Source organism: Candidatus Manganitrophus noduliformans, from assembly GCF_012184425.1.
GTDB lineage: Bacteria > Nitrospirota > Nitrospiria > SBBL01 > Manganitrophaceae > Manganitrophus > Manganitrophus noduliformans.
Genome location: NZ_VTOW01000003.1, coordinates 13,537 through 38,454, shown reverse-complemented (window position 1 = coordinate 38,454; position 24,918 = coordinate 13,537). Strand labels below are relative to the sequence as shown.

General features: G+C 58.3%; 19 protein-coding genes. 3 read left to right on the top strand and 16 right to left on the bottom strand.

All coding sequences use genetic code 11. From position 1 onward, the window contains the following. Positions 1-52 precede the first annotated feature (52 nt). A complete protein-coding gene (locus MNODULE_RS14790; protein ID WP_168061246.1) occupies positions 53-445 on the bottom strand; it encodes a CBS domain-containing protein in 393 nt (130 codons plus the stop codon). A 303-nt stretch (positions 446-748) separates the two neighbouring features. Between MNODULE_RS14790 and MNODULE_RS14785 the strand changes: the two genes are divergently transcribed. Then, the gene (locus MNODULE_RS14785) at positions 749-949 is read left to right on the top strand and encodes a cold-shock protein (RefSeq protein ID WP_168061244.1); all 201 of its coding nucleotides are present in this window, start codon (positions 749-751) and stop codon (positions 947-949) included. Between the two features lie 86 nt (positions 950-1,035). Here MNODULE_RS14785 and MNODULE_RS14780 read toward each other — a convergent pair whose 3' ends face one another. From MNODULE_RS14780 to MNODULE_RS14765, 4 genes are all read right to left on the bottom strand, one after another. Further along, positions 1,036-1,368: a hypothetical protein gene (locus MNODULE_RS14780; RefSeq protein WP_168061242.1), complete on the bottom strand. Its 333-nt coding sequence runs from the start codon at positions 1,366-1,368 to the stop codon at positions 1,036-1,038. Positions 1,369-1,405: 37 nt separating this feature from the next. After that, complete coding sequence (gene pyk, locus MNODULE_RS14775; protein ID WP_168061240.1) at positions 1,406-2,818, bottom strand: pyruvate kinase; 1,413 nt, start codon at positions 2,816-2,818, stop codon at positions 1,406-1,408. Positions 2,819-2,891: 73 nt separating this feature from the next. Continuing rightward, positions 2,892-4,316 carry an aldehyde dehydrogenase family protein gene (locus tag MNODULE_RS14770; RefSeq protein WP_168061238.1) on the bottom strand — a complete coding sequence of 475 codons (1,425 nt, stop codon included), beginning with the start codon at positions 4,314-4,316 and terminating at the stop codon, positions 2,892-2,894. 160 nt (positions 4,317-4,476) lie between these two features. Beyond that, entirely contained in the window at positions 4,477-5,667 is a 1,191-nt protein-coding gene (locus MNODULE_RS14765) for a hypothetical protein (protein WP_168061236.1), read from the bottom strand. A gap of 236 nt (positions 5,668-5,903) precedes the next feature. Between MNODULE_RS14765 and MNODULE_RS14760 the strand changes: the two genes are divergently transcribed. After that, complete coding sequence (locus MNODULE_RS14760; protein ID WP_168061234.1) at positions 5,904-6,548, top strand: hypothetical protein; 645 nt, start codon at positions 5,904-5,906, stop codon at positions 6,546-6,548. A gap of 12 nt (positions 6,549-6,560) precedes the next feature. Here the strand turns inward: MNODULE_RS14760 and MNODULE_RS14755 are convergent, their stop codons facing one another. The 8 genes from MNODULE_RS14755 to MNODULE_RS14720 form a co-directional block, all read right to left on the bottom strand. Further along, a complete protein-coding gene (locus MNODULE_RS14755) occupies positions 6,561-7,640 on the bottom strand; it encodes a PAS domain S-box protein (protein WP_168061232.1) in 1,080 nt (359 codons plus the stop codon). A gap of 130 nt (positions 7,641-7,770) precedes the next feature. Continuing rightward, complete coding sequence (locus MNODULE_RS14750) at positions 7,771-8,142, bottom strand: thiol-disulfide oxidoreductase DCC family protein (RefSeq protein WP_168061230.1); 372 nt, start codon at positions 8,140-8,142, stop codon at positions 7,771-7,773. Beyond that, positions 8,135-10,888: an FAD-binding and (Fe-S)-binding domain-containing protein gene (locus tag MNODULE_RS14745; protein ID WP_168061228.1), complete on the bottom strand. Its 2,754-nt coding sequence runs from the start codon at positions 10,886-10,888 to the stop codon at positions 8,135-8,137. Before MNODULE_RS14745 ends, MNODULE_RS14750 begins: the two co-directional genes overlap by 8 nt. Positions 10,889-10,937: 49 nt before the next feature. Next, complete coding sequence (locus MNODULE_RS14740) at positions 10,938-11,357, bottom strand: hypothetical protein (RefSeq protein ID WP_168061226.1); 420 nt, start codon at positions 11,355-11,357, stop codon at positions 10,938-10,940. A 70-nt stretch (positions 11,358-11,427) separates the two neighbouring features. Then, entirely contained in the window at positions 11,428-11,667 is a 240-nt protein-coding gene (locus tag MNODULE_RS14735; RefSeq protein ID WP_168061224.1) for a CDGSH iron-sulfur domain-containing protein, read from the bottom strand. 153 nt (positions 11,668-11,820) lie between these two features. Next, positions 11,821-13,395, bottom strand: coding sequence for a hybrid sensor histidine kinase/response regulator (locus MNODULE_RS14730; protein ID WP_168061222.1), 1,575 nt, complete (start codon positions 13,393-13,395; stop codon positions 11,821-11,823). A 73-nt stretch (positions 13,396-13,468) separates the two neighbouring features. Next, a complete protein-coding gene (locus MNODULE_RS14725) occupies positions 13,469-15,070 on the bottom strand; it encodes an ATP-binding protein (protein WP_168061220.1) in 1,602 nt (533 codons plus the stop codon). Positions 15,071-15,086: 16 nt separating this feature from the next. Beyond that, positions 15,087-20,246 carry a HAMP domain-containing protein gene (locus MNODULE_RS14720; RefSeq protein ID WP_168062549.1) on the bottom strand — a complete coding sequence of 1,720 codons (5,160 nt, stop codon included), beginning with the start codon at positions 20,244-20,246 and terminating at the stop codon, positions 15,087-15,089. A gap of 315 nt (positions 20,247-20,561) precedes the next feature. Between MNODULE_RS14720 and MNODULE_RS14715 the strand changes: the two genes are divergently transcribed. Beyond that, complete coding sequence (locus tag MNODULE_RS14715; protein WP_168061218.1) at positions 20,562-22,883, top strand: 6-phosphofructokinase; 2,322 nt, start codon at positions 20,562-20,564, stop codon at positions 22,881-22,883. A gap of 84 nt (positions 22,884-22,967) precedes the next feature. On the opposite strand, the gene MNODULE_RS14710 is transcribed toward MNODULE_RS14715, so the two are convergent. The 3 genes from MNODULE_RS14710 to MNODULE_RS14700 form a co-directional block, all read right to left on the bottom strand. Next, a complete protein-coding gene (locus MNODULE_RS14710) occupies positions 22,968-23,375 on the bottom strand; it encodes a hypothetical protein (RefSeq protein WP_168061216.1) in 408 nt (135 codons plus the stop codon). 1 nt (position 23,376) lies between these two features. After that, positions 23,377-23,976, bottom strand: coding sequence for a hypothetical protein (locus tag MNODULE_RS14705; protein ID WP_168061214.1), 600 nt, complete (start codon positions 23,974-23,976; stop codon positions 23,377-23,379). 90 nt (positions 23,977-24,066) lie between these two features. Continuing rightward, a complete protein-coding gene (locus tag MNODULE_RS14700; RefSeq protein ID WP_168061212.1) occupies positions 24,067-24,837 on the bottom strand; it encodes a DUF1499 domain-containing protein in 771 nt (256 codons plus the stop codon). Between the last annotated feature and the right edge of the window lie 81 nt (positions 24,838-24,918).

Sequence of the window (24,918 nt, the reverse complement as noted above, 5' to 3'; positions counted from 1 at the left end):
AGGTCTTTTGACTTTGATTCCTAATTCCTCATTGAACGATTCCTAATTGCCCTTAAACGAATCCCCACCCGCCATACACGTGTCTCAGCAGATCTCTCACCGAAAGGACGCCGATGATTTTTCCGTTCTCGATGACGCCGAGATGGCGGATATGCTCTTGATCCATGATGTCGTTCGCGTCGACGACCGAGCGGTCGGCTTCGATCGCGAGAAGAGGGGTGGTCATCACCTTCTCCACCGGCGTGGTCTCCGGATCAAGACCGTCGGCCACCAAGCGTCGAACCACGTCGGCATCGGTGACGATCCCGGCGTAACTGTTGTTCCCATCGGAGACGAGAATGCTTCCGACACGCTTGTCCCGCATCATCTCCGCCACTTTTTTAACCTTGGTTCCCCGTCGGACCTTAAGAATCTTCTTTGACATCACCATCTTCACCGGCACCATCGTCGTCCTCCTTTTCTTGCGTTCGGAAACGGTTTTAAAGATACCGTAGACGAGAAAGATTGTCAAAAAGGGAAATCGAAATCATCCTCCGCCCATTTTGGAGCGGGGATAGACCGGATGCCAATAACACGACAAAAAAATGCTTGACACGTTTTCCGGGCTTATTATAGAATCCAGCCAACGCAAATGTTTTTGCAAGGCCGTGATGATCCGACCCGACGGTTGGCTTGTCGCTCAAGCAAAATATTTGCTATCGACGGGTAGTAAGCCCGGTCATCACCAAATCAAGGAGGAGTTCGTAAAATGCCAAAAGGTCGTGTAAAGTGGTTCAACGCCAGCAAAGGTTACGGTTTCATCACCCAGGAAGATGGGAACGACATCTTCGTTCACTTCACTGCCATTCAGGGAGAGGGGTTCAAGTCTCTCGAAGAAGGACAGGAAGTGACATTTGAGGTCACTACTGGCGCGAAAGGACCACAGGCGGCGAACGTGTCAAAAGCCTAATCACTCCGATTTGCAAACAAAAAGCCCCAAGGCAAAACCTTGGGGCTTTTTGTTTGATTCCATCCCGTTTGATTCTTCATCGCCCTCTACGCGGCGGGGGCAACCGGCTCTTTGTACGCCCGGCGGCAGTGACGGCAGGTGACCACGTCGTAATCGACGCCGCGCTCCAGGTGGCAGCGGAAATTGAATCGGGCCCCGATGCCGCTGCAGTAAGGACATTTGGCTTCGAGGACCTGCCGTTCTTCCGGCGGCGCCATCGCTTCAATCTCTTCGATCACCCCCCGGGGAATCACCACGACCCGCATCTTCAAGCCGCACGGCCGGCAGACCGCTTCGAAGTGCGCTTCCTCCGGGTTTCCTTCCACGTGCGCGACCTGAAACTTGGCTTCTCCGCAGGCGGGACAGGAAACCTCATTCAATTTCTTTTGAACTTCAAACGGAGTGATGGGAGTCCTCTTATTCGATTTGATGGACCTTGATTAAATCGTTAATGGTCGAGCCGACCCACGGTGACTTCGCGACCATCACCAGCAGATCTCCCCGCTTCACCTCTTTGCTCTGGGTGACGGCGTGGACGAACTCCTTGAAGATGTCATCGGTATTTTTCAGCAACGGCATTCGACGCGGCGTGACCCCCCAGTAGAGGCTCATCCGGCGCTCGATCTCGGGATGGGGGGTAAAAGCAAGGATCGGATTCGTCGGCCGGTATTTGGAAAGTCGAAGGGCCGCCCCTCCGGTGAGGGTCGAGGTGACGATCGCCTTCGCGCTCATCTGCCAGGCGAGTTGGCAGGCCGCGGAGCTGACCGCCCGCGCCACGGAGAGTCCTTGCTGAAGACGGCGGTCCATCACCGGCGCCCGTCTTTCGGCGGCGACGATGATCCTGGCCATCGTCTTGACCGACTCCACCGGATAGTTCCCCGCCGCGGTCTCCGCCGAGAGCATCACCGCATCGGTCCCGTCGATGATCGCATTGGCGACGTCGGAGGCCTCGGCGCGGGTCGGGCGGGGCCGCTCGACCATCGACTCCAACATCTGCGTCGCCGTGATCACCGGAATCTGCGCATCGTTCGCCTTCTTGATGATCTCCTTTTGAAGCAGCGGCACCTGCTCCAGCGGAATCTCCACCCCCAAGTCCCCGCGCGCCACCATCACGCCGTCGGCCACCTTCATAATTTCATCCAGATGATCGATCGCCATCGCCTGCTCCAGCTTGGCGATCACCGGAACATCTTTCTTCTCCCGCAGGATCAACCGCTTGATCGTCAGGAGATCCTCGACCCGCCGGACCATGGAGAGGGCGACAAAGTCGACCCCATGCGCAAGACCGAATTTGAGATCGGCGCGGTCCTTGGCGGTGAGAGAGGGGAAGCCCAAATCCCGGCCCGGCACATTGATTCCCTTGTAAGCCTGAAGCGTTCCCCCGCCGATAACACGGCAGACGATCTTTTCATCTTCGATCCGGAGGACGCGAAGGTCGATCGCTCCGTCGTTCATCATAATGGCATCGCCCGGCCGGACCTTTTTGTGTAACTCGGGATGGGTCGTGGAAATCGCTTCTTCCGTTCCCGGGATCGGCCTCGGCAAGATCGTCAGAAGTTTCCCCCGTTTGAGTTGAATCGACTTCTCTTTTAAGGCGCCGACGCGAACCTTCGGCCCCTGAAGGTCTTGAAGGATGGCGACCGGCTTCCCCTTCTTCTCCGCAATCCGTCGAATGTGCCGGATCGCCGCTCCATGCTCTTCATGAAGACCGTGAGAAAAGTTCAGCCGGATCACATCGGCCCCGGCGCCGATCAGGCGGGAAATCATTTCTTCGGAACGGGTCGCGGGCCCGAGGGTGCAAACAATTTTGGCGCGTCTTGGCGTTGTCACGATAGATTATTCAGGGCGGAATCGTCGAATGAGATTGTCGCGCTCTTTCTTCTCTCCCCGCGCCCCTCCTCCTTCATTTAAGATTCAGGGCCATCAGCTTCAGGTCGGTCATCTCCTCGATGGCGTAACGAACCCCTTCGCGGCCGACCCCCGACTCCTTGAGGCCGCCGTAAGGCATGTGATCGACCCGGTAGGTGGGGACGTCGTTGACGATCAGGCCGCCCACTTCGATCTCTTCGAAAGCATGGAAGGTCTCTTTGATGTCCCTCACAAAGAGGCCGGCCTGTAATCCATAGGGGGATTGATTGATCCGGGCAATCGCCTCTTCCAGCTTTCGGTAGGGGGCCATCGTCACGATCGGCGCGAAGACCTCCTGGCAGTTCACCTGCATCTGGGGCGTCGTTTCGGTCAACACGGTCGGCTCCAGCAACGTCCCCGATCGTTTTCCGCCGGTCAGGATCTTCGCCCCCTGCGAGACCGCCTCCTGAATCCAGCGCTCGGCGCGCTCCGCCGCCTTGAGGTCGATCATCGGCCCCATCGCCGTCTTCTCGTCGGTCGGATCGCCGACCTGCAACCCCTTCACCTGCTCTGCAAAAAGACTCGAGAAGCGGGAGTAGATCTGCTCCTGAACAAAAATCCGTTGGACCGAAATGCAGACCTGGCCGGCATAGGAGAATCCGCCGATCGCGCAGCGTTTGGCGGCATAGTCGAGATCGGCATCGGAGTGGATAATGACCCCGGCGTTCCCCCCCAATTCCAGGACCACCCGTTTCTTGTTCGCCTTCTCTTTCAGCATCCAACCGACCGCGGCGCTCCCGGTGAAGCTGAGCATCTTGACCCGCGAATCGAGGACCATCTTTTCGGCCAGCGCATTCCCGCAGAGAAAGATGCTGACCGCCCCGTCGGGAACGCCCACCGACGCGATGATCTCCGCCAGGAGCAGCGCGGTCAATGGCGTCTTCGGGGCCGGCTTCAGCAGAATCGTATTCCCCGCGGCGAGCGCCGGGGCGATTTTGTGGGCGACGAGATTGAGAGGAAAGTTAAAGGGCGAGATACCGACGATCGGGCCGATTGGGAATCTCCGTGTGATGCCGACCCTTCCTTCCGATCCCGGCATCAGATCGAGCGGAAGGAGTTCCCCTTCGATTCGCTTCGCCTCCTCGGAGGCGATCTGAAAGGTGCTGACGGCGCGGTTGACCTCGTTGCGGGCGTCGGCGATCGGCTTCCCCGACTCCAACGTCATCGTCCGGGCGACCTCTTCTCGACGGGCCTTCAGCCCCTCCGAAATCTGATGGAGGATCTCCCCGCGGCGAAAGGCCGGCATCCGCCGCATTTCTTGAAAGGCATGCGTCGCTGAAGCGAGGGCCATCTCCACATCCTCCGCCGAGGCCGAATACGTCACCCCGATCGGCTGATGATTGTATGGATTGATAACCTCGACCTTCTCCGCCGATTTGCGCCACTTCCCCCCGATCCAAAACGGATGTTCCGGAATCATTGTTCCCCTCCGATCTGTTTTTCTGATGATACTAAAATCGCGATGAGGAATCAATGACTTATAAGGAACGGTACGGCATGGAGGAAAATAGTATCAGTGAAGGAGACAAAAAAAGCGCCCCGGCTTTCACCGGGGCGCCCAAAGTACAAAACCGATCAGGCTAAACGCAAGCCTCCGCCGCCTCGCAATCGTCGAAGGTCTGCTCGGCGGAGCCGTCGCCCCCTTCATCAATCTGGACCCCCGTGGAGGTGTATATCACCGCCGTGGTGACGCCGCCTCGGTGAACCAGGATTTTTCCGTCGACCGGGCAGGAAGCGTCAAGGGGAATAAAGGGCTCTTCTCCGACCGGGGTGGTGAAGGTGAATGTCCCCTTGACGCAATCGGACGAGATTGCGATGGTTCCGTCGAAGGAGAGGGTCTCTCCCTCTCGATCGATGCCCTCAAGCAGTCTTGTCGCCGGTGTGACCACCATTGCGAAATTGTTGAAGGTGGCGCTGATGTTGTCGGCTCGATTCAGGCGATTGGTGAAGGTAGACTTGCCGTTCATTGTAAAGGTCGTCGCACCCGGCGTGCAGTCGGGTTCCGGCGCATGCGCCTCCGTCAAGACCATGACGAAGTCATTAAATGAGAATGACTCATTGACTTCGAAAGTTCCGTTGTTTTCCAGATCGACCTTGGCCGTACCGTTCATATCCATCGTAAAGGTCATCTCCAGGAAGGAAGAATTTCCGCATTCGACTTCTCTGCCGGAGAAAGAGATCGTCCCATTGTTGAAGGTTTCAAAGGTACCCGAAGGTTCCGTGACGCGGCTGGTAAACCGATTAAAAGTCAATGTAAATTCCTGATCGCCGTTCGTGAACGTGAGGCGCATTGAACCGTTAAAAAAGAGGGTCGCATCCCCGTCGCTTCCGGAGCAGTTGACAAAGTTCGCGGTAAAAGAATCATCGGACTCATCGTCCGGCGTGTTGTTGTCATCCGTTCGGATTCTTTGCCTCCCGCCGCCAGGACACGGCAGATCGCCTGAGTCGGTGGTGTCCCGAAGCGTCTTCTGCCGCCGGAGAGCCGCCGACGCCTTAAAATCGTGCAACGCCTGTCGGACCTGAGCTTCATCGCTTAGAATTGATGCCGCTTTTCGGTTTAAAGCGGCTTTAGCGATGTCGCCATCGCCGCCGGGATCCGTAGCCACTCCCAGCGCGCTGACGATCGCCTTCGAAGCGGCGCCGGCGGATTGCGCCGCGGTCCCGGCCGGGGCATTGCCCCCTCCACCGCCTCCCGATCCGCAACCGTGAATCAGAACCGCCAATGAAGCGAACATTCCAAATACCACGCTGATCTTTTTTAGATTAACCATTCTCTGTCTCCGTTTTATATTGGCGGTTCTGATGACATACAGAGCGGCTGCATCTTCTTCAGGTAAGTGGTCCGCAATATACAATTTACGAAACAGCAATGTCAATAAAATTCTTGGAGACATTTACTTAATCACTCTTCCAAGGTTAGGGAAGTCTTGACCGACACCGGCCCTCTCCCGCCCGTTGCGTTTTGAAAAAAAAGATGGTAGGTTACCCGCCTAAGGAGAAAGAAGAAATGAACCATCCGCGGAAGATCATCGGCTTATTTCTGGCTGTCGTTCTCGTTTTGGCCGGCACGGCCGCCCGGGCCGATTTCATTGCCGATCAGTACATCACCATCAGCCTGGGAGAGATCGGAGAGAACGCCCGCATCTTTCCGGCCAAGGTCTACTCCAGACAGAAACAGCTTCGGGTGGAGATCAACAACGCCGGAAGAAGCGTCGTCCACATCTCGCGGGGAGATAAACGGCCGCCGGTTTTCTGGATGCTGATGCCGGATGAAAAGATGTACGTGGAAACGGTCGGGGGAGAAAACCCGCTCGACCCCTTTTCTCCCAAGTCGGGCGTGAAGATCGAGAAGGTCTTTATCGCGAAGGAAAACGTCGCCGGACGCCCGGCCAATAAGTTTAAGATGACCTGGAGAGACAAAGAGGGAAACAAACGGATCGGTTTCGCCTGGGAGGCGATCGACCTGAACAACGCCCCGATCCGACAGGAGTTCTTCAGAGAAGGCGAGCACGTTCTGGTCCAGCTGGCGAACATCAAGGTTCAAAAGCTCGACCCCGCTCTCTTCGAGGTCCCTTCCGACTATAAAAAAATCACCGCCCCGCCCAACCCGGGACCTGCAGGTCCCCCCGCGCCAAAAACGCCGGGACCGTAGACCGCCGCCGGTTTACCCCTGCGCCGGCATCTCTGGGGCGTCATGCTCCGACAGGTCCCGCCCGATAATCACCACGCCCGTCGGGAGAAACTCCCTGTCCCCTAACGGGGAGAGGGAGACGCGAAGTTCAACCATTCCCCCTTCTTTCCCGCAGAAGAGTATTTTCTCGTCTCCCAATGAGATCCCCCTGATCATCGCCTGAATCCGTTCTTCCAGTCCGGAAGAACGCCACGCGAGAGAGCCGACCGGCTTTCCGATCAGCTCTCTTTCGGAATAACCGAGCGTCGCACAGGTCGTCCGATTCACACGTTGAATCGTCCCTTCCGCATCGCAGACAATGAGAAGATCGGCCGTCGGCGAGACGATCTGATCTGCGGTAAGACCGGGCGACATGTCGATCAGCCGGTACCGGCGGATTGTTTTGGCCATGATCAGGAAAAAAATGAAGATCGGGATATAACCGAAGGGATAAAGCGGAACGCCATAATTCGCCAGGAAATCGAATGAAGCGAAATAGCCGACCCCAAACGCTTTCAGAAAAGATTTGGTCCGCTCCCGATGAACACTCGGGACCGCGTTGCGAAATTGACCGTCGTATTCCCAAAGGCTCAGAAACATGATCCCGAAGAAAAAGAGCAGGAAGGGAATGCTCAGCCAAGCCACCTTGGGATAATAACCCCACCAGTAGTCATAGACCCCCTCGACGAGGAAATCGGACAAAAGAACCGACAACGCAAAAAGCACGGAGAAAGACCAGATGATCCATCTCCAAACCCGCCGCTGACATTCCAGGTGAAGGGAAACGATGGAGAAATCATAAATGAAGGAAGGAAGGAACGTCACAGCCAGATATCCGGCCTTCGCCCAAACCAGGGCGACATCCTCCGCGACGGCAGAGTACATCCAGGAAAAGGAGAAAAGCCAAACACCCCCCGTGAAGGTCATGTAGGAAAAAAGCCGGCCGACTCTGCTCCCCCGCTCATGGATCAGGACAGCCGCTCCGAATAAAAACGTCGCGGCGGCCGCCGCGAACACCGGAATCGCATAAACGTTGAAGAAATACTGAGTTGGGGTAAAAAGTTGCGCAAACATGGCGACCCTTTCAGCGGATCGATCTATTTAACGATACCGTAAGAGAGAGGGACCGTCAAACGACGGGCCACACCGCGAAGAGGGAGCGAAGCCTATGTTTATTCAGGTAATTCTATGGCAGGAAATCTTCTCAATGGGCCCGGCCGAACCAGCGATAGCGGTTCTCGGCGACATGATGGTAAATCACGGCCGCCAGCCGGGGGACCCCCGGAAGATAAAAAAGGAGGGAAAGAAGCCGTCCGAAGGGGAGGAGGGGAAGCATTCTCCGGAAAGCGTCCACCCCGGAGGTGACCTGTCCTTGCGCATCGATAAAACGCATCGCATCCATGCAGGCCATCCCCGCTAAATCGGGGAGCTGCTCCTTTGCTTCGGCCGTTTGAAACGGAAGGAAGGTGATCCGGCGCCGCCGATCCCATCGCTCGACCCACTCTTTTGAAGAGACGCAAAGCCGGCACTCGGCATCGTAGATGAGAACATTGCGGGAAGACGTCGTTTCACCCATCCGGCTTTTCCTCTTCGTTCATCAATTGGGCGATGTGCTTCACCTCCACCTTTCCCTTCAGGCCGTTCTGAAGCTGGATCATGCAAGCGGGGCAGGAGGTGGCGACGATCTCCGCCCCGCTCTCCTCGATCCCGCGCCGCTTCCGCTCGAAGATCGCCGCCGACTGTTTCGGATTTTTGACGCAGAACGTTCCCGCGCCGCCGGCGCAGCGGTCGGCGTCGGCCATCTCGACGAACTCGAAATTCGGATTTCGACGGAGAAGATCCCGCGGCGGCTTACTCACCCCCGCCGCCCGGAGATGACAGGAAGAATGATAAGTGACTTTTTTCTTTTTTCCGGATGAAGACGGCATCTCTTTGACCGGAACCGTGCCGGCCAGGAATTCCGAGATATGGACCACCTTCGCCGCGAGGCGCTTCGCCTCCTCCTGTTCGTCGGGAGGGAGAATGCTTTCATAGTCTTTCAACATGAAGGTGCAAGAGGCGCAGCCGGTGACAACCTTCTCGAACCGTTCGAGGGAGGCGATGTTGAACCGGGCGTTCTCCCGGACCCGGTCGATCCAGCCGTAGGTCTGAATCGGCGTTCCGGAGCAGCGCTGCGGCGGGAGCGCCGCCTCCACCCCGTTTTTTTTGAGCACCTCGATCACCGCGTCCCCGACGCCGTCGTCGAAGTAGTCGGCGGCGCAGCCGTGGAAGTAGGCGATCGGACTGTCGGACTCGGTCAGCGCGGGATAACGCTCGCGCAAATGCCGCTTCGCCAACTTCGGCAAGGTCATGTCGGACGGAATCCGCGCCGTCGGCGCCAGCCCCCTCAGGACCGGCCGGGTCAAATGCTCGATAAAGAATCGGCCGATCCGATTGTCCCAGATCGGCTGCGTCCAGGCGGACAGCTTCAGCAGGCCCTCGAATAATGAGCGCTTTGATTGGAGCCGGAAGGCCATTCCCGCCACCGGGTTGGGATGTTCTTCCCGTTTCTTTAAAATCAGCTCCGAGACGTCGATTCCGGCGGGGCAGACGGTCCGACACGATTTGCAGTTGACGCACGCTTCCACGATGCGGGACGACTTCTCGTAGGTGTAATCGGGCGCGGTCACGATGTGGAACCACCCCCGCGCGGCATTCGACTCCTCCCCGGCGACATCGTAGACCGGGCAGACCGAGTTACACTTCCCGCAGGTGGCGCACTGCTTGGCGAGCCGTTCGAGATCGATCTTCTCGGTGAACGGTGTTTCGCTGATCTTCACGCCGGGATTGAGGAGATATTTCGGATCGAAGAGGGTCTTCACCCGCTTGAAGAGGGTATAAAGCTCCGGGCCGTAGAGATCTTTGACGAACTCGGCCCGCACCCGCCCGTCGCCATGCTCCCCGCAGAGCGAGCCGCCGAAGCGGTCGATGACGGTTTGATGGATCTCGTGAGAGAGGGCGACCATCTTTTCAAAGTCGACCGGATCGTTCACGTTCAGCAAGGGATTGATGTGGGCGTTGCCGTTGCCGATGTGGCCGTAGATCGCCACCGCCACCCCCTTCTCGGAAAAGAGCCGGTCGAGATAGGCGATCAGCTCCGGAATCCGGTCGGCGGCGACAACGACATCGTCGGCGAAGTTGATCGGCTTCTTCTTGGCGTCGTAGTTATATAGGGTCGGATACATCGCCTTCCGGACCCGCCAGAGCTCGGCCTGATTTTCGGGGTCGAACGCTTCGGTCATGGGGGCGCTCAGATGATACTGCGCGATCGCCCGGTGGACCGCTTCCATCTTCGCCCGGGGCGACGCGTCGAACTCCACCAGCAACATCGCCGCCGCCTGCTTCGGGATGCCGAAGCGGGCGCGGCCGACGAGGTCGAGCGAGTTGGCGTCCATCATCTCCAAAGCGCTCGGCGCCAGGGGGAGGAGGGCATTGACCGCGTCGCCGATCTCGGAGAGCCGGTCGAAGTAGATAAGGGCCGTGGCGGTTTCCGCCGGTTTGGGAACCAGCTTGATCTTCGCTTCGACCGCCAGCCCCAGCGTCCCCTCGCTTCCGATGAGGAGCTGGTGGAGCGGGAAGACGCCGCGCGCCAATCCGTCGGCAAGATCGAAGAGGTTGTACCCGCTGGAGTTCTTCGACACCTTCGGCCGCTTCGATTGGATCAGGTCGCTGTTCCGCCGGATCAGCTCGATCAGATCTTTCAAGAAGGGATTCTCAACCAGGAGCTTCTGGAAATGCGGATCATCGAGCCGGTACTCTTTGGCGGTGATCCAATGGCCGTTCGACAGAAGAACTTCCATCTCCAGGACGTTGTCGCGGGTGGCGCCGTATTTCAGCGTGTGGGGTCCGGCGGCGTTGTTCCCGAGCATTCCGCCGAGCTTGCACATGTCGCCGCTCGACGGATCGGGGGCGAACATCCATCCCCGCCTCGCCAGCCGCTTGTTCAACTCGGCGAAAACGATCCCCGGCTGAACCCGGGCCCAGCGGGCCTGCTCGTTGACTTCCAAAATCTGATTGAGATGGGAGAATTCGAGAATGATCCCCTCCCCCACCGCATTGCCGGTGAGATTGGTCCCGCCGCTCCGGGCGGTCAGCGGAACGCGATGCTCCTTGGCATAGTGGAGCACTTTTTCAAGATCGTCCCGCGATTCGATGACGGCCACCGCTTGGGGAACGACCTTGTAGATGCTGGCGTCGATCGAATAGGCGGTGATGGCGGGAGGGTCGGAGAGGATTTTCGCCGTTCCCAATGTCTGCTGAAGTTTTTTTAGATCAAACGCCATGGGCTGATTATAACAAGAGGGGAACGGCTTGACAATCAACAGACCGAGATCAAGGCGCTTTCCAGAGAACCTTCTTCTCCCGGTCAAGAAGTGTCATCGCCGGATCACCCACCAGGCTCAACGTTGGACTCCCGTCATTTCCAAGCGCCAGCTTGGCCCGGGAGGCTCCGGCCTCATCGTGAAGCTCGATCAGCGCGCTCCCGTCGGCGTTCAGCATCAATAAGATACGGTCCTTCCCCTCTTTATCAAAAAGGGCGAAACCGGGCTCCCCCTTGGCCGAGACAAAGAGGGCGCCCCGAAGTTTTCCGGTTTCATCGACGAGGTGGAAATCTTCCGCCGTAACGACCTTTTTCTCTTTCGATGCCTTTCGAGCGAACGCCTCCCCAACGTTGAAGATCCAAACCGACAACATCCCGCCGATCAGCCCGGCCGTCATCGCCGCGGCCCACCAAAGACCGACTCTTTTCATGGCCCCCCTCCTTGAACAATAAAAAAGGAGAAGGCTCTTCGAGAACCTTCTCCCCTTTCATTAAAAAAGATTATTTCAGTCCGGAGTGCGTGCCGTCGCAGAAGGGCTTGTTGGCGGAATGCTTGCAGCCGCACCAGGCGACCTTTTTCTTCTGCTCGATCTTCACCTCAAGCGGGCTGAACTCCGTCCCTTTGTGAGAGCCGTCGCAGAACGGCTGGGCTTTCGATCTCCCGCAGCGGCACCAATAATACGTCCCCGGCTCCACTTCCTGAACATAAGGCATGCGTTGCGCAATCGTCGGATCCGACATTCGTCACCTCCTCGCATCAATAAGCGAAATTAGGGTATCCTCAAAAAGGGGCAATGTCAATCCGAATACCATTTAAATTAGAAATGAAGAGCGATGAGGCGATACCTCATACGAGGAGAGCGGAATGATTCCTAACGCTCAGACGCTTAACGGTCATCGCTGTAGCTGCTTTTCCATCCCATCCGGTTCAACCGCGCCGGGAAAGCGCTCCGGCAAAAAAACCGTGAAGGTCGATCCCCTTCCGTATTCGCTTTGAACATCGATCCTCCCATGGAGGAGGGTCAGCGCGTTTTTGACGATCGTCAACCCCAAGCCGCTTCCTCCGACCTTTCGGGTCATCGAGCCGTCGATCTGCCGGAAGGGATCGAAGATGTAAGGAAGGTCTTCTCGTTTCATCCCCACGCCGGTATCTCCGATTGAAAACTGCACGCCCCGGTTGACATTGGACGCCGAAATGGCGATCGATCCCGCTTCCGTAAATTTGATCGCGTTGGAAATAAGATTCAATACGACCTGCCGGACTTTCAACCGATCGGTCCGAATCGGGATGAGCCCTTGCTGAATATCCCATCGGACTTCGATTTGTTTCCCGTTCATCAGCCCTTTGAGATTTTCAAAAACGTCGGGCAGAAGGCGATTTAGGTCGACCGGCTCGATGACAAGCGGAACCTTGCCCGATTCCATTTTGGAAAGGTCGAGCAGGTTATTGATCAGACTCAGAAGCTCCGATGCGTTTCTCTGAATCCCCTCCACCGGCGGACGTTGAGGGTCATTCACCTCCCCGTAGGTCCCCTGGAGCAAAAGAGAAGCATACCCGATGATGGCATTCAGCGGGGTCCGCAGCTCGTGAGAGACGTTGGAGACAAACTCCGATTTGATCCGGTTCGCCTCTTCCGCCTCCACCGTCTTCTGCCGCAACACCCCTTCCGCTCTTTTTTGATCGTCGATGTCGGTGCTGGTTCCCAGCCAGGCCATCGTCTGGTCGTGCTGATCCCTTTCAGGCAAGGCGCGAACCAAATGCCATCGATACGCCCCGTCGGCCCGCTTGAGGCGGCAATGGATCTCGAAAGGGATGCCGATCTTCAATGTCTCCCCCCATCGATCGAGATAATATTGAAGGTCCTCGGGGTGGATCACCTTTTTCCATCCCCACCCCTCGCTCTGCTCGAAGGGCAGACCGGTATATGAGAACCATTGCTGATTGAAAAAATCGACCATCCCGTTCGGACGGGCGATCCAGACGATCTGCGGGATCGCATTGGCGAGATTTCGGTAGCGCTCCTGCGAGAGTTTCTCCAACTGGCCGAGCTGCTGCTTTAGCTTGTTCCCCTTCTTATAGAGATCGACCAGGGCCGACACCTTCGATTTTAACGTGTCCGGATCGAACGGCTTGATGATGTAATCGACCGCACCGAGAGAGTATCCCCGGGCGGCGTCGGTTTCGGCCTTGTTGACCGCGGTAATGAAAATAATCGGGATGTTGCGGGTTTTCGGCCGCTCGCGGATCATCGCGGCGGTCTCGAATCCGTTGAGGCCCGGCATGAAGACATCCAGGAGGATCAAGCCGAAGTCGTCCTTCAAAAGAAGTTTAAGCGCCTCCATACCGGTCGCCGCTTTCACGAGGGTGTATTCCGGAGAGTCGAGCACCGCTTCAAGCGCAACCAGATTCTCCGGATGGTCGTCGACCAGCAATATATTCACTTTTGCTTCCCCCCTTTTCTTCGGCATCTTTTCCTGATTGGAATCGGGCGATCATCCGCCCGGAGATCAATCGAAGCGCCCTTCCGGCCGCGCCAAACGCTCATCCTTGATCCGGATTCGACTCAATCCGCGACTTCACCGGCTTGAACCGGTCGAATGGAAATTCGGGGAGAAAGATTTTGAAGGTAGACCCCTTCCCCGGCTCGCTCCGGACCTCGATCGTCCCGTTGAGCGCCGTGACTGCATTTTTAACGATGGCCAGACCCAATCCGGTCCCGCCGGCCTTTCGCGTGATGGAGCCGTCGATCTGCCGAAAGGGATCGAAAATATAAGGGAGGTCTTCCGGCCGCATTCCGATGCCGGTATCCTGAATCGTGAGAAGAATCCCCCCCTCTCTGTTCGACAAGGTGGTGGTGATGACCCCCCGCTCCGTAAATTTGATGGCGTTGGAAAGGAGGTTCAAAAAGATCTGTCGAATTTTCAGCGGGTCGCTCTGGATGACCCGGAGTTTCTCATCGATCATCAAGTTGATCTGAATTTCCTTGCCGTTCGTCAAGCTGCCGATATTGTCGAAGAACCCCGGGACCACTTCCTTGAGGTCGATCTGCTTGAGGTTGAGGAGCCCCTTCCCCGATTCGATCTTGGAGAGATCGAGAAGGTTGTTGACGAGATCGAGGAGGTCCGACGCGTTTCGATGAATCCCTTTGACCCACCCGCTCTGCTCCTCCTTGATCCCGCTCTCTTCCGATAAAAGATCGGAGTAGCCGAGGATCGCGTGGAGCGGCGTCCGCAGCTCATGGGAAACATTGGAGACGAATTCCGACTTGAGCCGGTTTCCCTCCTCCGCCTCCAGCGTCTTTTGCTTCAAGAACGTTTCCGCTTGTTTTTGATAATCGATATCGGTCGCCGTGCCGAGCCAGGCGACGATCACCCCGTTTTCGGCCTCGGGAATCGCGCGGAACAGATGCCACCGGAAGGTTCCATCGGCCTTCTTTAACCGGCATTCAACTTCCAGCCGCTGCCCCGCTTGGAGCGCCTCCCGCCACTGCTGCAGCAGGCGCGGGAGGTCTTCGGGATGGATCGCCCGCTTCCACTTCCACCCCTCGCACTGCTCCAAAGTCAAGCCGGTATAAAGATGCCACTGCTGATTGAAGTAATCGACGGCGCCGTCGCGACCGGCGGTCCAGATGATTTGGGGGACGGCATCGGCCAGGTGACGGTAACGCTTCTGGCTCGCCCACTCCTGTTCCAGAAACCGCCGTTCATGCTCCCGCCGCTCGCTTTGACGAAGCAGCTCCCCCTGTCTTTTGATCTGCTCGCGGTTTCTGAACAGCTCGGCGAAAACCGCCACTTTGGACCGCAACACCATCGGCTCGAACGGCTTGAAGACGTAATCGACCGCCCCGACGGAGTAGCCTCTGAAGATGAACGGCTCATCTTTGCTGAAGGCGGTCAGAAAGATGATCGGAATGTCGCGAAGCTTCGGACGTTTTTTAATTAAAACGGCGGTCTCGAACCCGTCCAGGTCGGGCATGGCGACGTCGAGGAGGATCAGGGCGAACTCGTCCAGCAGGAGATGTTTCAATGCCTCCACCCCCGAGGCGGCTTTGATCAGACGGTAGAAAGGAGAATCGAGGATTGCTTCCAGCGCGACGAGGTTCTCCGGGTGATCATCGACCAATAAGATGTTTACCTTTTCCATCAGTGTTCCTCACCGGCTAAGCCGATTTTGATTGTTTCTTTCCCTCTTCTTTCCGATCCATCCAGACACGGAGCAGGGAGAGAAGACGGTTATTATCGACCGGCTTGGTGATATAGTCGGAGACACCCGCTTCGATGCATTTCTCCCGATCCTCCTTCATTGCCTTGGCGGTCAGGGCGATAATCGGAAGCGATTTGTATTTCCCCATGTTTCGGATCATGCGGGTCGTTTCGTACCCGTCCATCTCCGGCATCATGATGTCCATCAAAACGAGATCGACGTCTTTGTTGTTTTTCAACAGTTCAATCCCTTCCTTGCCGTTCTCCGCAAAGAGGACCGTCACCCCCTGGCTTTCAAGAAGGCTGGTCACCGCGAAGATATTGCGGACATCGTCGTCGATCACGAGAATCCTCTTTCCGTTCAGGCTTCCCGGGGGGATCTCGTCCGATTTGGCGATTTCGTTCTGCCCGTCCTGGCCGTAGTCGTGTTCCACCTCGGAACCGGCATACGACTCCGGCAGGTAGAGGGTAAAGGTGCTTCCCCGGCCGGGGGTGCTCTCCACGTGAATTTCCCCTCCCAACAGCCGCGCGATCTCCCGGCTGATCGTCAGACCCAGACCGGTGCCGCCGTATTTCCGGCTGGTGGTCCCATCGGCCTGCTGGAAGGCTTCGAAGATCAGCTTCTGTTTGTTCTTGGGAATCCCGACGCCGGTGTCGGTCACCGAGAATGCAATGACGGAATTCGATCGCTTGAGAAGCTCGCTCTCAAAGGCCGTCTCCGGATCGGCGGGAGTGATCCGGAGCAGGACATTTCCTTTTTCGGTGAATTTGAAAGCGTTCGACAAGAGGTTCTTCAAGATCTGCTGGAGGCGCTGCTCATCGGTCCGGATCGCGCTCGGCAACGCCTCATCCCGGATAATGTTGAAACCAAGCCCTTTCTGCTGGGCCATCTCCCGGAAGGTCCGCTCGACATAGTCCTGGACCTCCGGAAGGCGGATATCGCTCGGGGTCACCCCCATCTTCCCCGATTCGACCTTGGAGAGATCCAAGATCTCATTGATCAGGGTCAAGAGATCGCATCCCGACGTGTAGATGGTCTGCGCATACTCCACCTGCTTGGGGGTGAGGGTCGTGTCTTTGTTCTCCGAAAGGAGCTTGGCCAGCACCAGCAGGCTGTTGAGCGGGGTGCGGAGCTCATGAGACATATTGGCGAGGAATTCCGACTTGTATTTCGAAATCAGGGAGAGCTGTTCCGCTTTTTCCTCCAGAGAGACGCTCGCCAGCTCGACCTCTTTGTTCTTGATTTCGAGCAGCGACGCTTTTTCTTCCAGCTCTTTCGCCTGGGCCTCCAGCTCCGCGTTCGACTTCTGCAGCTCCTGGAGCAGCTCTTCCGTCCGCATGCTCGCCGAGATCATGTTCAGCACCACGCCGATGCTCGCCATCAATTGATCGAGGAAGATCTGGTGGATCTGGCTGAACGGCTGGAAGGAGGCCAGCTCGATGACCGCTTTGACCTCCCCCTCGAAGAGGACCGGCAGGACGATGATGTTCAGCGGAGGGGCCTCCCCCAGACCGGAGTTGATCGTGATGTAGTCGGGGGGGACCTTCGTCAAGAGGATGCCCTTTTTCTCCAGCGCGCACTGCCCGATCAAACTCTCTCCGAGGTGGAACCGCTGAGTGAGATTTTTCCGCTCCTTGAAGGCGTAGCTGCTGATCAGCTTAAAGACCGGCTCGTTGTCCTGATTTTCCGAAATGTAGAAAGCCCCGTGGTGCGCGGAGATCAGCGGGGTCAACTCCGACATGATCAACCGGGAGATCGCCTTCAGGTCTTTTTGACCCTGCATCATTCCGGAGAACTTGGCGAGGTTGGTTTTCAGCCAGTCCTGCTCCATGTTTTTCTGCGTCGTATCCTTCAGGTTCGCGATCATCTGGTTGATGTTGTTTTTGAGGGCCGAGACCTCCCCTTGCGCCTCGACCGTAATCGACCGGGTCAAATCCCCCTTCGTCACAGCGGTGGCGACCTCCGCGATCGCCCGCACCTGCGTGGTGAGGTTTCCGGCAAGCTGGTTCACATTGTCGGTCAAGTCCTTCCAGGTCCCCGCGGCCCCCGGCACCTTCGCCTGGCCGCCGAGCTTCCCCTCGATTCCCACCTCCCGGGCGACGTCGGTCACCTGATCGGCGAAGATTCTCAAGGTATCGGTCATGCTGTTGATCGTATCGGCCAACGCGGCGATCTCCCCTTTCGCTTCCACAACCAATTTCCGGGTGAGATCCCCATTTGCGACCGCGGTCACGACCTTGACGATCCCGCGCACCTGCGTGGTCAGGTTGCTCGCCATGAAGTTCACATTGTCGGTCAGGTCTTTCCAGGTTCCGGAGACCCCCTGCACCTCCGCCTGGCCGCCGAGTTTCCCTTCGGTGCCGACCTCTTTCGCCACGCGGGTCACCTCCGCGGAGAAGGAGTTGAGCTGGTCCACCATGACGTTGATCGTGTTCTTCAGCTCCAAAATTTCGCCCTTCGCATCGACGGTGATCTTCTGAGAGAGGTCTCCTTTCGCGACGGCCGTGGTCACCTTCGCGATATTCCGCACCTGGGAAGTCAGGTTTCCCGCGAGCTGGTTCACATTATCGGTCAGATCCTTCCAGGTTCCGGCGACCCCCTTCACATCGGCCTGGCCGCCGAGTTTCCCTTCGGTGCCCACTTCCTTCGCCACACGGGTCACCTCCGCCGCGAACGAGTTGAGCTGATCGACCATGACGTTGATCGTGTTCTTCAGCTCCAAGATCTCCCCTTTCGCATCGACGGTGATCTTCTGGGAGAGGTCCCCCTTCGCGACGGCCGTGGTCACCTTCGCGATGTTCCGCACCTGAGAAGTCAAATTCCCCGCAAGCTGGTTCACATTGTCGGTCAGATCCTTCCAGGTCCCCGAAACCCCGCGGACTTCGGCCTGGCCGCCGAGTTTCCCTTCGGTGCCGACCTCTTTCGCCACACGGGTCACCTCCGCCGCGAAGGAGCTGAGCTGATCGACCATGACGTTGATCGTATTTTTTAATTCGAGGATCTCCCCCTTCGCATCAACGGTGATCTTCTGGGAGAGGTCCCCCTTCGCGACGGCCGTGGTCACCTTCGCGATGTTCCGCACCTGAGAAGTCAAATTCCCCGCGAGCTGGTTCACGTTGTCGGTCAGATCCTTCCAGGTCCCCGCCACATCTTTCACCTCCGCCTGGCCGCCGAGTTTCCCCTCGGTGCCGACCTCTTTCGCCACACGGGTCACCTCCGCCGCGAACGACCGAAGCTGGTCGACCATGACGTTGATCGTATTTTTTAATTCGAGGATCTCCCCCTTCGCATCGACGGTGATCTTCTGGGAGAGGTCCCCCTTCGCGACGGCCGTGGTCACCTTCGCGATGTTCCGCACCTGAGAAGTCAAATTTCCCGCAAGCTGGTTCACGTTGTCGGTCAGATCCTTCCAGGTCCCGGAGACCCCCTTCACCTCCGCCTGGCCGCCGAGTTTTCCCTCGGTGCCGACCTCTTTCGCCACACGGGTCACCTCCGCCGCGAACGACCGAAGCTGGTCGACCATGACGTTGATCGTGTTCTTCAGCTCCAAGATCTCGCCGCGGGCGTCGACTTCGATCTTCTGGGAGAGGTCCCCCTTCGCCACCGCGGTCGTCACCTTCGCGATGTTCCGCACCTGGGAGGTCAAATTGCCCGCAAGCTGGTTCACATTGTCGGTCAGATCCTTCCAGGTCCCGGAGACCCCCTTCACCTCCGCCTGGCCGCCGAGTTTCCCCTCGGTGCCGACCTCCTTCGCCACGCGGGTCACCTCCGCCGCGAACGATCGAAGCTGGTCGACCATGATATTGATCGTGTTCTTCAATTCCAAGATCTCGCCGCGGGCGTCGACTTCGATCTTCTGGGAGAGGTCCCCCTTCGCGACGGCCGTGGTCACCTTCGCGATGTTCCGCACCTGAGAAGTCAAATTTCCCGCAAGCTGGTTCACGTTGTCGGTCAGATCCTTCCAGGTTCCCGAAACCCCCTTCACATCGGCCTGGCCGCCGAGTTTCCCCTCGGTGCCGACCTCCTTCGCCACACGGGTCACCTCCGCCGCGAACGATCGAAGCTGATCGACCATGACGTTAATGGTATCCTTCAGCTCCAAGATCTCCCCTTTCGCATCGACGGTGATCTTCTGGGAGAGGTCCCCCTTTGCGACGGCCGTGGTCACCTTCGCGATGTTCCGCACCTGAGAAGTCAGATTTCCCGCAAGCTGGTTCACGTTGTCGGTCAGATCCTTCCAGGTCCCGCCGACCCCCCTCACCTCCGCCTGGCCGCCGAGTTTTCCCTCGGTGCCGACCTCTTTCGCCACACGGGTCACCTCCGCGGCAAAGGAGTTGAGCTGATCGACCATGGTGTTGATCGTATTTTTGAGCTCCAGGATTTCCCCCTTCGCATCGACGGTGATCTTCTGGGAGAGGTCCCCCTTCGCGACGGCCGTGGTCACCTTCGCGATGTTCCGCACCTGAGAAGTCAAATTTCCCGCAAGCTGGTTCACGTTGTCGGTGAGATCTTTCCAGGTCCCCGAAACCCCCTTCACATCGGCCTGGCCGCCGAGTTTTCCTTCGGTGCCGACCTCCTTCGCCACACGGGTCACCTCCGCGGCGAAAGAGCTGAGTTGGTCGACCATGATATTCACCGTCGTGCCGATTCGGAGGAACTCTCCCTTCACCGGTCTTCCGTCGATCTCCAGGACCATTTTTTGAGAAAGATCGCCGTGGGCGACGGCGGTGATCACCCGGCCGACCTCCGTGGTTGGACGGACCAGATCGCCGATGAGCGCGTTGATCGAATCGATACTCGTCGCCCAGGCGCCGGAGACGGCGCCGAGCGACGCCCGTTCGGTCATTTTCCCTTCCTGGCCGACGATCGTTCCGACGCGGACGAATTCTTTCGCCATCCCCTCGTTCAGCTGAACGACCTCGTTGAAGGCGCTTGCAATCTCCTCCATGACGCCCCCCTTCACCACCGGCATCCTCACCGAAAAATCTCCCGCTTTGACCGCTCTGAGCGCTTCCAGGAGAGTCGCCATCATCGATCCGCCGTTGCCTCCATGACTCCCGCCGCTCTTCGAAGAACTCTTGCGGCCTGTTTTTCCTTTCTGCTTCGATGCCGGCATGTTTTTTGCCGTTTTCCCCAATGAAGCGGTCGCCACAGCAAGCCCTCCTTGTTTAAGATAAGAGATCGCCCAGATTAAAAATGCGATGATTTGAGATAAAAGAGATGTCTTCTCCTAAAGATAAATCGATCAATTTAAATCAGGGCATTAAAAAAATAATATGGATTCGATTATATCCAAATCTTTTTGCAAGAAACAAGGGGGTGTTTCTTGAGGAATACGCTCCCCAGAGAAGGGTATTGATCCTTACATTTTAATTGCTGTAAACTATTGCTCCCCTCCAATAACACCTATTAACCTGTCGTGAGGTCGTCGATGGATTTTCAAAGGGAAGAACTCCGTTTCGTTATGGTGGAAGGTCTGGTCGCTTACGGTGAGGCGATGGCAAGACGGACCCCGCCCGAGGGGGCGACCTTTCCTCCTCTTGCCGCCGCGGCCGATCGCGTCCGCACGGCCCGGGAGGCGATCCCGAAAGTGAGGGCCTTCGTCGATCGGGCGCAGCAGGGATGTCCCGACGCCGAAGCGTACCGGACGGCGCGGCAATCTCTGATCGATGAAGGATGCGGCGGCGATCTCATCGTTTTCTTCGCAGCCTGGAATGCCGTTCTGGCCGAAGGAGGGCTCGCGCCGCTGCTACGGGGCCCGATCGGTTCGGTTCAGAAGCCGCTCGGCCGCCGGCCGGTGGCGATCGTCCCGCGGACGCAGCTGACGCCGCAGCTGGCGGAGGGGCGAATCGTCCTCGATCTCGGCGACGACCGCTTCTGGCTTCTCCCGCGCAACCTGGCCGGCCGAAGCCTTTTGTTTACGATGCGGCATGGGGTTTCCCGGGTTGAAAGCAAAACCCATCGCGTCGGCTGCCGGCTCGCCAATACGCTGGAATCAGGAAAAGGAATCCCGAAAGCCGACGCCGTCGGCGCCGCCCTCGCCCGGATGGTGGGGGTGGTCGGCCAACAGCTCGACTTCCTTCACCTGGAAAATTACCTCGACCCGAAGAGTTTCAAACATTTAATCAGCAGCAGCCCGAATACCCGCCAACTCTTTGAGCGGGTCGCCGGAGCGTTGATCTCGAACGATCAGGAGGTCCAACCCGCAACGGTCGACCCGGCGCTGGCGTCGCAAGACTTCGGCTGGGTCACCGGTCTGGAAAAGGCCGCCGAGGCGGAAGAGGCGGGGCGCGCCTTCGGGGTCGATGCGAAAAGCGCCAAGCGGCTGATAAAAAACCCCCTCTATTGTTACCCCGGCGGAAATTCGTTTTTTGATCTTTATGTCGATGTCGTCGACGGCATCCATCGGATCGCCCGATCCCACCAGGGAGGGGTCGCCTCGCTCTACACCCACAGCTCGACGCTCCGGGCGCTGATCACCTATCTCGATCCGAGGCCGTTTCACGAGGCCTTCTCCGAGTTCGGCGAATACAAGGAGGGGCAGGACAACGTCGTTCTTCTCGCGTATGAAAACGGCCAGCTCTCCGGCTACTCCACCGCGGTCGGCCTCTCCGAACGGGAGCGGACGGCGCGCGAGGCCTGGATCAGCGTCGAGCGGGAGCGGGCCGGCCGGGTCACCCTCCGGCCGAATCAACTCCGGCAGGTCGTCGCCCTGGTTTCCGGGGGGGATTTCGCCGGCGCCGGGGCGGCGCTCAAGGAGCTGCGCGCCTGCGGCGACCGTCTCGGGATCGCCGTTCACTTCGTCCGACACGGATTCTTAGGGTTGGCGAACAACTGGATCGAGCAGTTCACCGAGCGGGAGATGCGCGGCATGGCCGGCGTCGCCAGCAGCCCGATCGGGAGCAGCCGCTTCGAAGATTTCAAGGATGAAGAGGTGCAACGGGTCGTCATGCGGAACCTGGCCCCCTACCTCGAAAACGGCGCCCTCGTCGTCATGGGGGGAGACGGGAGTCTCCGGGGAGCCCGCGTTCTTTTTGAGAAGTTCGGCGTACAGGTCGTCGGCCTGCCGGGGACGATCGACGACAACCTCGCCGGCACGACCTCGCTCGGCTTTCACTCGGCGGTCGCGCTGGCGAACCATTCGCTCGAATCGCTCAAGGCGACGAGCGCCGCGATGGGAAGCGTCTTTTTCGTCGAGGTGATGGGGGCCGGGGCGGGCCATCTCGCGCTCGCCTGCGCTTATCAGGCCCGCGCCGAGGGGATCTTGGTCAACGAACATCCCGACCCGGACGCCTACATCGATCAGGTGATCTTGGGAAATCTGAAGCGGTCGATGGGGGTGCCGAACAAGAGCCATCTCTTCATCGTCGCGGAAAAAACACCGCACCGGCATCACCCGCTCGGCGGAGTCCACGGGCTCGTCGATTACATCGCCCAGACGATCGCGAAGTGGCCCTCCGCGCGATCGGCGCAGGGGGACTATCGCTTAACGGTCGCGACGAAGGCGACCATCCTCGGCCACACCCTGCGGGGCGCCCCGCCGACGCCGATCGACCGGACCTTGGCGCAGCACTTCGCCTATGAAACGCTCCATCGTCTGGTGGAGCGGCCGGAGAGCGCGGTCGGATGCCTCCTCGCCTGCCGGGTGGAAGGAGCGGTCGAAGCGATCCCGCTCCACAGCATCACCCCCAAGCCGTTCGACTGGGAACTCTTTTCGAGAATGCACGGAAACATCAATCCAATTCGGAATTAAGAATCTGGGAATGAGGAATTGGAAACTCCGTTTTTTTGACTTTGATTCCTCATTCCTAATGGAACCATTCCTCATTGGTTTTTCTCAGTCTCCGATCGCCAGCAGCGGCCGTCCTTCTTTCCGCGCTTTTTGAGAGAGGGTCTTCAGCGCTTTTAGAAATTGAAGGACGCCGTTGCGTCCGCACGGTTTTCCTTCCGGCTCGGTCTCCAGGCCGATCATCTCCGGCGGCTCCAGCGACGGCGCCAGCCCCCCCTTCCGGTAAAGCGCTTCCAGGATCGAGCGGAGGTCGTCCACCTCCCGCTCCAGACGAAAGAGACCCGCCCCTTCAAAACGGGTATCTCCATACGGATCGAGGTTCGTCAGATCGGGCGGCGCGATTCCGATTTGGATCGACAGCCGCCGGAAATAATTGCGCAGCTCCGGCTCGAAAACAAGCGCCTCCTCATCGTGAACGTTCTCAGGAGATTCTCCAACCGCAAAAGTGATCGCCATCCTACTTCACCGGGAAGGCGGTGATGACCCGGCCGGCCTCATCAATCACGACGCGCAATGTCTTCAACGGTTTTTTCTCCGGGCTGACGCCGATTTTCTTGTGGTAGGTCGCTTCGAAAATAAATCCGGGACGCCCCTCCGTGTTGGCCCGGATGCGGGCGTCGGGGCTCTTCAAAACAAAGTCGATCCCGGCGCGGACATCGAAACCTTTCACGAAGCGGCTCTTTCCGGGAACGGTCGATTTAAATCCATGCCGCGCCAGGATGTGGTCGAAGAGGGTCTTGCTGGAAAGGGCATATCGATCGGCCGCCCGCCGGGCGCGCTTTCTCAGCGCCGCCTCTTCCTCCAACGCTTGAGGAGATTTTTCTTTCGCCGGCGGCTTTTTGACCTTTTTGATCCCGGAGGCTGGCCGATCCGGAGCATCCGATGGAGCGGGGAGGGGGACCGAATCGAGGAGAGCGGACGGTGGCGCCCCCTCTCTCCGAGAGAACTCTTCTCCGAAGAGAGCCAAGGACGGAAAAAGAAAGAGAAGGGTCAGAAGAAGCCCCTTCCAGGGGAGAGAAAAAAGAAGGGGCGTCAATCGAAGGAAGATTTGCTTCACGAAGGGGGCTCTCTGAATAGAGGTCAAGCTTGACTGTTACACGATATACCGAACGATCTCCTCCCTGTCAATGTCCGGTCTCTTCTCGTCCTACGATTTTTCCAATTTTTTGAGATAATTTTCAATCCGCCGGGCGTTGGTCCCGACGTCGCTTCGCCCGACGCGGGAGACCGACCGGACATCGATCCGGCTCCCCTGATCGGCCGGCGTGATCCGGATGACGACGTCGTCTTTGAAACCGAACCAGAAGGTCGTGTCGGTCCCCTCGATCCGCCCCTCTTCCCTGTTCGCATCGACGATCTGCCACTCCATCGACCGCGCCGCCGCCACCGCCCGGTCGAAGGCCTGGTCCGGGGGGACCGGGAGGACGATCGGGCCGAGCTCCGGGTAGCCCTCTTTTTGTTGCGCGGCGATCTCGGGACCGCCGTATTCGGCCGGGTTGGGGGCCCCTTCGCGGATTTTGAGGATCGCCACAAATTCCGGGGGATTTTCGGTGTCGGTGGTAATGTCGTGAATCGGCGGAACGCGCCGCGCCGTCATCATCCACTGCACCGGGATGGCGAAGATCGTGATCCCGATGGTAAAACCGAGCAGCGCGAGGACGATCTGCCTCCGGGAGCCGGCGCTGCGCCAGAGCCCGATGAGGGCGATCAGCGAGACGATCGCCGCCGCCGCGCCCCCCATCGCCCCCCATTGAAGAAACGAGAACCCGGTGCGGAAGTGCCAGAGCTCAAAGCGGCTCCCGAACCCCGCCCCGATCGCCATGAGGGCGGAGAGGACGGCGATGGAAATGCCGATCTGGGCGGCGAAGGCCCATCCGGTGGGACGTTTGTCTGAAGGGGTCTCGGTTGGTTCAGCCATGACTCTCCTTATAATATGGGAGCGATCGTATCGACAATCCCGATCCGATGTCAACAGAGCGATGCGGCGTTGATTCAAATC

Coding starts and splice junctions, on each gene's coding strand:
- MNODULE_RS14790 (WP_168061246.1), bottom strand. CDS start 445: ATGGTGCCGGTGAAGATGGTGATGTCAAAGAAGATTCTTAAGGTCCGA.
- MNODULE_RS14785 (WP_168061244.1), top strand. CDS start 749: ATGCCAAAAGGTCGTGTAAAGTGGTTCAACGCCAGCAAAGGTTACGGT.
- MNODULE_RS14770 (WP_168061238.1), bottom strand. CDS start 4,316: ATGATTCCGGAACATCCGTTTTGGATCGGGGGGAAGTGGCGCAAATCG.
- MNODULE_RS14765 (WP_168061236.1), bottom strand. CDS start 5,667: ATGGTTAATCTAAAAAAGATCAGCGTGGTATTTGGAATGTTCGCTTCA.
- MNODULE_RS14760 (WP_168061234.1), top strand. CDS start 5,904: ATGAACCATCCGCGGAAGATCATCGGCTTATTTCTGGCTGTCGTTCTC.
- MNODULE_RS14755 (WP_168061232.1), bottom strand. CDS start 7,640: ATGTTTGCGCAACTTTTTACCCCAACTCAGTATTTCTTCAACGTTTAT.
- MNODULE_RS14750 (WP_168061230.1), bottom strand. CDS start 8,142: ATGGGTGAAACGACGTCTTCCCGCAATGTTCTCATCTACGATGCCGAG.
- MNODULE_RS14745 (WP_168061228.1), bottom strand. CDS start 10,888: ATGGCGTTTGATCTAAAAAAACTTCAGCAGACATTGGGAACGGCGAAA.
- MNODULE_RS14740 (WP_168061226.1), bottom strand. CDS start 11,357: ATGAAAAGAGTCGGTCTTTGGTGGGCCGCGGCGATGACGGCCGGGCTG.
- MNODULE_RS14735 (WP_168061224.1), bottom strand. CDS start 11,667: ATGTCGGATCCGACGATTGCGCAACGCATGCCTTATGTTCAGGAAGTG.
- MNODULE_RS14730 (WP_168061222.1), bottom strand. CDS start 13,395: ATGCCGAAGAAAAGGGGGGAAGCAAAAGTGAATATATTGCTGGTCGAC.
- MNODULE_RS14725 (WP_168061220.1), bottom strand. CDS start 15,070: ATGGAAAAGGTAAACATCTTATTGGTCGATGATCACCCGGAGAACCTC.
- MNODULE_RS14720 (WP_168062549.1), bottom strand. CDS start 20,246: ATGCCGGCATCGAAGCAGAAAGGAAAAACAGGCCGCAAGAGTTCTTCG.
- MNODULE_RS14715 (WP_168061218.1), top strand. CDS start 20,562: ATGGATTTTCAAAGGGAAGAACTCCGTTTCGTTATGGTGGAAGGTCTG.
- MNODULE_RS14710 (WP_168061216.1), bottom strand. CDS start 23,375: ATGGCGATCACTTTTGCGGTTGGAGAATCTCCTGAGAACGTTCACGAT.
- MNODULE_RS14700 (WP_168061212.1), bottom strand. CDS start 24,837: ATGGCTGAACCAACCGAGACCCCTTCAGACAAACGTCCCACCGGATGG.